Annotated in this window: 4 protein-coding genes; 1 reads left to right on the top strand and 3 read right to left on the bottom strand. The window is 72.6% G+C overall.

The features are described 5' to 3' along the window. The first annotated feature begins 109 nt into the window (after window positions 1-109). On the top strand, window positions 110-1771 hold the full coding sequence (locus A6Q79_RS16155) for a phospho-sugar mutase (RefSeq protein WP_286690123.1): 1662 nt from the start codon (window positions 110-112) through the stop codon (window positions 1769-1771). 56 nt (window positions 1772-1827) lie between these two features. On the opposite strand, the gene A6Q79_RS16150 is transcribed toward A6Q79_RS16155, so the two are convergent. The 3 genes from A6Q79_RS16150 to mshB form a co-directional block, all read right to left on the bottom strand. Then, window positions 1828-3939: a VanW family protein gene (locus A6Q79_RS16150; RefSeq protein WP_067859258.1), complete on the bottom strand. Its 2112-nt coding sequence runs from the start codon at window positions 3937-3939 to the stop codon at window positions 1828-1830. A gap of 160 nt (window positions 3940-4099) precedes the next feature. Next, window positions 4100-4453 (bottom strand): hypothetical protein, encoded by a 354-nt coding sequence (locus A6Q79_RS16145; RefSeq protein WP_067859261.1) that lies wholly within the window; start codon window positions 4451-4453, stop codon window positions 4100-4102. Continuing rightward, window positions 4450-5364: an N-acetyl-1-D-myo-inositol-2-amino-2-deoxy-alpha-D-glucopyranoside deacetylase gene (mshB, locus tag A6Q79_RS16140; RefSeq protein ID WP_067859264.1), complete on the bottom strand. Its 915-nt coding sequence runs from the start codon at window positions 5362-5364 to the stop codon at window positions 4450-4452. Before mshB ends, A6Q79_RS16145 begins: the two co-directional genes overlap by 4 nt. Window positions 5365-5380 lie beyond the last annotated feature (16 nt).

The following is a 5380-nucleotide window of genomic DNA, read 5'->3' as shown; positions in this document are numbered from 1 at the left end:
GAGGTGCTCGAGGCCGGGAAGGCGGCCGCGAGCCGCATGGGCGCCCTGCTCGCCGACGTCATCCCCCGCATCTGAGCCTGACCGGCCACCCACGCCCCGAGGAGCACCCATGTCCGTCGTCGACCTCGCACTCGACTGGATCAGCCAGGACCCCGACCCGCAGACCCGAGCCGAGCTGCAGGCCCTCGTCGACGCCGACGACACCGCGGCGCTCGAGGACCGCTTCGGCAGCCGTCTGCAGTTCGGCACCGCCGGGCTGCGCGGCGCCCTCGGCGGCGGTCCGAACCGGATGAACCGCGTCATCGTCGCCAAGGCCGCCGCAGGTCTCGCCGCGTACCTGCGCCGTGAGGTCGACGGGGAGCCGTCGGTGGTCGTGGGGTACGACGCGCGGCACAACTCCGACGTGTTCGCCCGCGACACCGCCGAGATCATGCAGGCGGCGGGCGTGCGCGCCTACCTGCTGCCCGTGCACCTGCCGACGCCGGTGCTCGCCCACGCCATCCTGCACCTCGGCTGCTCGGCCGGCGTCATGGTGACGGCGTCGCACAACCCCCCGCAGGACAACGGCTACAAGGTCTACCTTGGCGACTCCAGCCAGATCGTGCCGCCGGCCGACACCGACATCTCCGCGCTCATCGACGAGGTCGGCCGGGTCGACGAGCTGCCCCGCAGCGACGACTACACCGTCTGCGGCCCCGACGTGGCCGAGGCCTACGTGCAGGCCGTCGTCGACCTCGCGCACGACGGCCCACGCGACGTCGTCGCCGTGTACACGCCGATGCACGGCGTCGGACGCGACACCCTCGTCGAGGTCGTGCGACGCACCGGGTTCCCCGCCCTGCACGTGGTGCCCGAGCAGGGCGACCCCGATCCCGACTTCCCCACCGTCGCGTTCCCGAACCCCGAGGAGCCGGGCGCGATGGACCTCGCGCTGAAGCTCGCGGCGGAGGTCGAGGCCGACGTCATCGTCGCCAACGACCCCGACGCCGACCGTTGCGCCGTGGGGGTCAGGGATGGTGAGGCGTTCCGGATGCTCACGGGCGACCAGACGGGAGTGCTCCTGGCCGAGCTGCTGCTGCGCCGCGGCGTGGACGGCACGTACGGCTCGTCGATCGTCTCCTCCGACATGCTCGGCCGCCAGGCCGAGGCGCACGACCGACGCTGGCAGCAGACCCTCACCGGCTTCAAGTGGCTCGGCAAGATCGGCGACCTCGCGTTCGGCTACGAGGAGGCGCTGGGCTACAGCGTGGCCCCGCACGTCGCGCGCGACAAGGACGGCGTGTCCGCGATCCTCGCGGTGCTTGAGCTGGCGGCGGAGCTGAAGGCCGAGGGGCGCACGCTCCTCGACCTGCTCGACGACCTCTACCGCGAGCACGGTCTGCACGCGACCGGCCAGCTGTCGGTGCGCGTCGACGACCTGTCGATCATCGCCGACGCCATGAGCACGCTGCGCACCACGCCGCCGCGACTGCTGGGCGGCCTGGAGGTGACGGCCGTCGACGACCTCGCCGACGGGTACGCGGGCCTCCCGCCCACCGACGGGATCCGCCTCGCCCTGGCTCTGCCGCCGGCGACGGAGGCCGCCCCGCACGGACCCGCGATCGACTCGGCGCGCATCATCTGCCGCCCGTCGGGCACTGAGCCCAAGCTCAAGTGCTACATCGAGGTCGTCGTGTCGGTGCAGGACTCCGTCGAGGTGTCGCGCGAGCAGGCCGACGCCACCCTGGAGGCGCTGCGCTCCGACCTCGCGACGGCCCTCGGCCTCGCCTGACCGAGCGGGCGGCGGCGCCTCTCGCTCGGGCGTCGCCGCGACCCGTCAGGCGGGTCTCAGTCGTCGTCCTTCTTCGGCTCCGGCTTCTTGCCGCAGATGATGCGGTCGGCCGCCTGGTAGACGGCGGTGTCGGTCTCGCGCTTCACGACGCGACCGTCCTTGCGCAGGGTGCGGTAGATGTCGATGTCGAAGCCGGGCAACGCACCCTGGGGTGCGCAGGAGGCCGAGTCGTCGTAGCGCGTCTGGCCGGTGCGGAAGTTGCGTCGCTCGGACTGGCCCGCCTCGACGTCGAACTCCTTCGTGCCCCAGATCTGCACCGTCGTGCGGCCGACGCCGCCGGGCGAGCTCGGCTGCACGAACGAGCGGATGAGCACGCCGCTCTTGAGGTTGTTGCGGAAACGCAGGTCGAGCGACCCGAAGTAGACGGTCGCCTCACGGCCCACCGGGTAGCGGTCGATGTAGAACGCGTGCGGGTGGTGCTCCACGTCGTCGAGCCCGGCGAAGAAGGCGGCGTTGTAGGTGGTGGTGACCACCTGCGACACACCACCGCCGAGCTCGTCGCGGAAGCGACCGCCGTTGATGACCGAGCCGCTGGTGAAGCCGTTCGCCGCCGTCCGCTCGCCCACGGTGTCGTTGAAGGAGAACGTCTCCCCCGGCTCGACGATGGTGCCGTCCAGCAGCTGCGCGGCTCGGCCCTGGTTGATGTTGCGGTACTCGGCGTGCGGGTACTCGGTGGTGAACTCGCTGACCTTCTCGGTGATGCGCAGGGCCTTGGCGTCCTCGGTCGTGAACTCCGGCTCGACGACCTTGGCCTCGACCGTGACGGCGCGCTCGGCTCCGCTGCGCGTGAGCACCGGCACGAGCTTCTCGGCCATCTCCTTCGGCTGCAGGCCGATGCCCTCCTTGCCCGGCACGACCACGGGGCGCTCGCCACGGATCTCCACCGTGGCGTCGACCGCCTTGCGCCCGATGCCGGTGGTGGCGTCGGTGAGGGGCTCGGCGAGCCGCTCCGGGTCGATGACCGGGGTCATCGCGCCGTCGACGGGCTCGACGCGCAGGGCCGGCGCGTAGGCGGTCACGGGCAGCTCGACCTTCTGCCGGCCGACCCGGATGGTCACCGGTGCCGCGACGGCCGGCCGGGCGATCGAGGAGACCGCCTCGCGCAGGCCTGCGACGTCGACGGCGGGCTCGACCGCGGCCGTCGGGACCTTGGCCGGCTCGTCCTGCACCAGGTACTCGTCCTGGATGAGCTGCGCCGTGTCGGCGGTGCGGATGGTGAGCCCGTCCTTGGGCTGGCGCGTCCGCGGCGTGGCGTTCGGGAAGGTGATGAGGGCCTCGGTGACGGGCACGTCGACGGCCTCGCCGATGCCCTGGACGGCCGACCGCAGCGCCTTCTCGTCGACGTCGAGCACGGGGGCGCGGTTGCGGCTGCCGACCACGAGCGCGACCATGTCGCGTGGGTCCCAGCTGCGCGCACCGCCTGCGGAGTCGACGGAGGCGTCGACGTCGAGCGCGAGACCGGCGTCGGACGGCGTGACCTCGAAGCGCTCGTCGCCGTGGACCAGGACGACCGGGTCGTCCTGCTTCGGGCCCAGCTCCTTCTCCAGCGTCGAGCGTGCGCCGGCGGGCGACATGCCGCCGACGTCGACGCCGCCGATGGTGGTGCCGGCGGCGAGCCGGCTGCCGGTGAGCAGGTAGCCACCGACGTAGAGACCGCCCAGCAGGACGACGACGGCGACGAGCGCCCAGCGTCCCCAGTGCCGCCCGGATCCCTCGTCGCCCGGGTAGCCGGCGTCGCCGTCGCCGGTCGGGGGCTCGTCGGACCAGCCGTCGGGGTCCACCGCGTGCGGCGGGGGTGCCGCCGCGAGCGATGCGTCGTCCTGCGTAGCGTCGTCGACGTCCTCGAAGGCCTCGGCCGGCGCTGACGACTCGGCGACCTCCGCCTCGTCCTCGGTCCACTCGCCCTCGGACCCCTCGTCCCCGGACCGCTCGCCCCCAGCCCGGGGGGCGTCGTGGTCGGCGAGCGACCAGCTCTGGGTCGGGGCGTCGTCGAGGTCGAGCTCGTCGGACTCGACCACCGGCTCGACGTCGGCGTCGGAGACGGTCTCGTCGAGGTGTCCCTCGTCGGTACCCTCCACGTCGGGCGACTCCGGTCGCTCGTCGTTCATGCCTGGCTCCCTCGGGTGGTCGGCTCTGCGGCGACGATCGCGCGATCGTGCCCCGTGCGACCGGTAGTACAACAGAGGATCGACCCCTGCGTCACGCCCGTCGGCGCTGGTCGCATTCCTCCCATGATGACGGAGCGACCCCGGCGGCCCCGCACCGCGCTCACCTGGCGAGGCGAGGCGCGACCACGACCGCGGCTGCGCAGAGCCCCAGTCCGCCGATCGTGAAGGTCCACCCCAGGGTGTCCGAGGCCACCAGGTAGGAGCCCGTCGACTGCACCTGCTGGAGCAGCAGGACGAGGGTCCAGCCGAAGCCGAACCACGCCGCACCGACCCGCACCAGGCCGTCGCACGCGACGGCCGTGGCCAGCGTGGCCACGAGCGCGAGCACGAGCCCCCACGGGACGTCGAGGCCGCCCACGTCCACCGTCATGCGGTGCACGACGGCACCGAGCGCACCGACCCACGCGCCCAGCAGCAGCACGCCGGCGCGGGCGAGGACCGCCCGCACGCTCACACGCCCGTGCCGGCGAAGAGGTCGTCCTCGAACGACGTGCCGGGCACGGGTGCCGCGACACCCTTGACCAGGCGGTAGTGCTCGGTGCCCCACGCGCGGAACGCCACGTCGTTGGAGAGGGCGAAGAACGGCCCGTCGACCGAGATCTGCGTGGCGTGGGCACGCATGGCGTCGAGCTTCGCGTCGACCCACGGGCTGCCGTCGATCTCGGCGTCGAGGTCGTCGTCGTCGATGGCGAAGGGTGGCAGGTGGTCGGGGTCGAGCCCCTCCATGAACTGCAGGTCGCCGGCCTCGCGGATCTCCTTGATGCCCTCGCGCATCGCCCGGGCCGACATCGCCGTCCAGTAGACCTTGGCGACGTCCCACGCGTCGCCGAGGTCGTGGCGGTAGGAGCGGGCCGCGGCGAGCGCGACGGCGTAGTGCGCGACGCGGTGCGCCTGCACGTGGTCGGGGTGGCCGTAGTTGCCGAAGTCGTCGTAGGTCACCAGCACCTGGGGACGGACCTCGCGGATCACGGCGACCAGCTCGTTCGTCGCCTCGAGCAGGTCGGCGTGCCAGAAGGCGTTCTCGTGGATGTCGTCGGCGGCCGTGGCGTTGCCGTCGTCGCCCCACTTCATGCCGGAGTCGCGGAACCGGCCGTCGCCGCCGAGCCGCCGGAAGTCCGTGACGCCCAGCAGCCGCATCGCCTCGGTCAGCTCGGTGAGCCGGTGCTCGCCGAGCGCGTCGTCGCGGTCGGCGGCCAGGTGCTCGAGCTCGGGCACGAGGATCTCGCCCATCTCGCCCAGCGTGCAGGTGACCAGCGTGACGTGCGCGCCCTCGCTCACGTACTTCGCCATCGTGGCGCCGTTGTTGATGGTCTCGTCGTCGGGATGGGCGTGGACGAGCAGGAGACGACGGTCGGGCAGGGCCATGGGGCCAGCGTATCGG

Origin of the sequence: Aeromicrobium sp. REDSEA-S32_B7 (assembly GCF_001626145.1) — a bacterium.
In the GTDB taxonomy this organism is placed as follows: domain Bacteria; phylum Actinomycetota; class Actinomycetes; order Propionibacteriales; family Nocardioidaceae; genus Aeromicrobium; species Aeromicrobium erythreum.
This window is presented reverse-complemented; position numbering and strand designations above follow the sequence as displayed.

Coding starts and splice junctions, on each gene's coding strand:
- A6Q79_RS16155 (WP_286690123.1), top strand. CDS start 110: ATGTCCGTCGTCGACCTCGCACTCGACTGGATCAGCCAGGACCCCGAC.
- A6Q79_RS16150 (WP_067859258.1), bottom strand. CDS start 3,939: ATGAACGACGAGCGACCGGAGTCGCCCGACGTGGAGGGTACCGACGAG.
- mshB (WP_067859264.1), bottom strand. CDS start 5,364: ATGGCCCTGCCCGACCGTCGTCTCCTGCTCGTCCACGCCCATCCCGAC.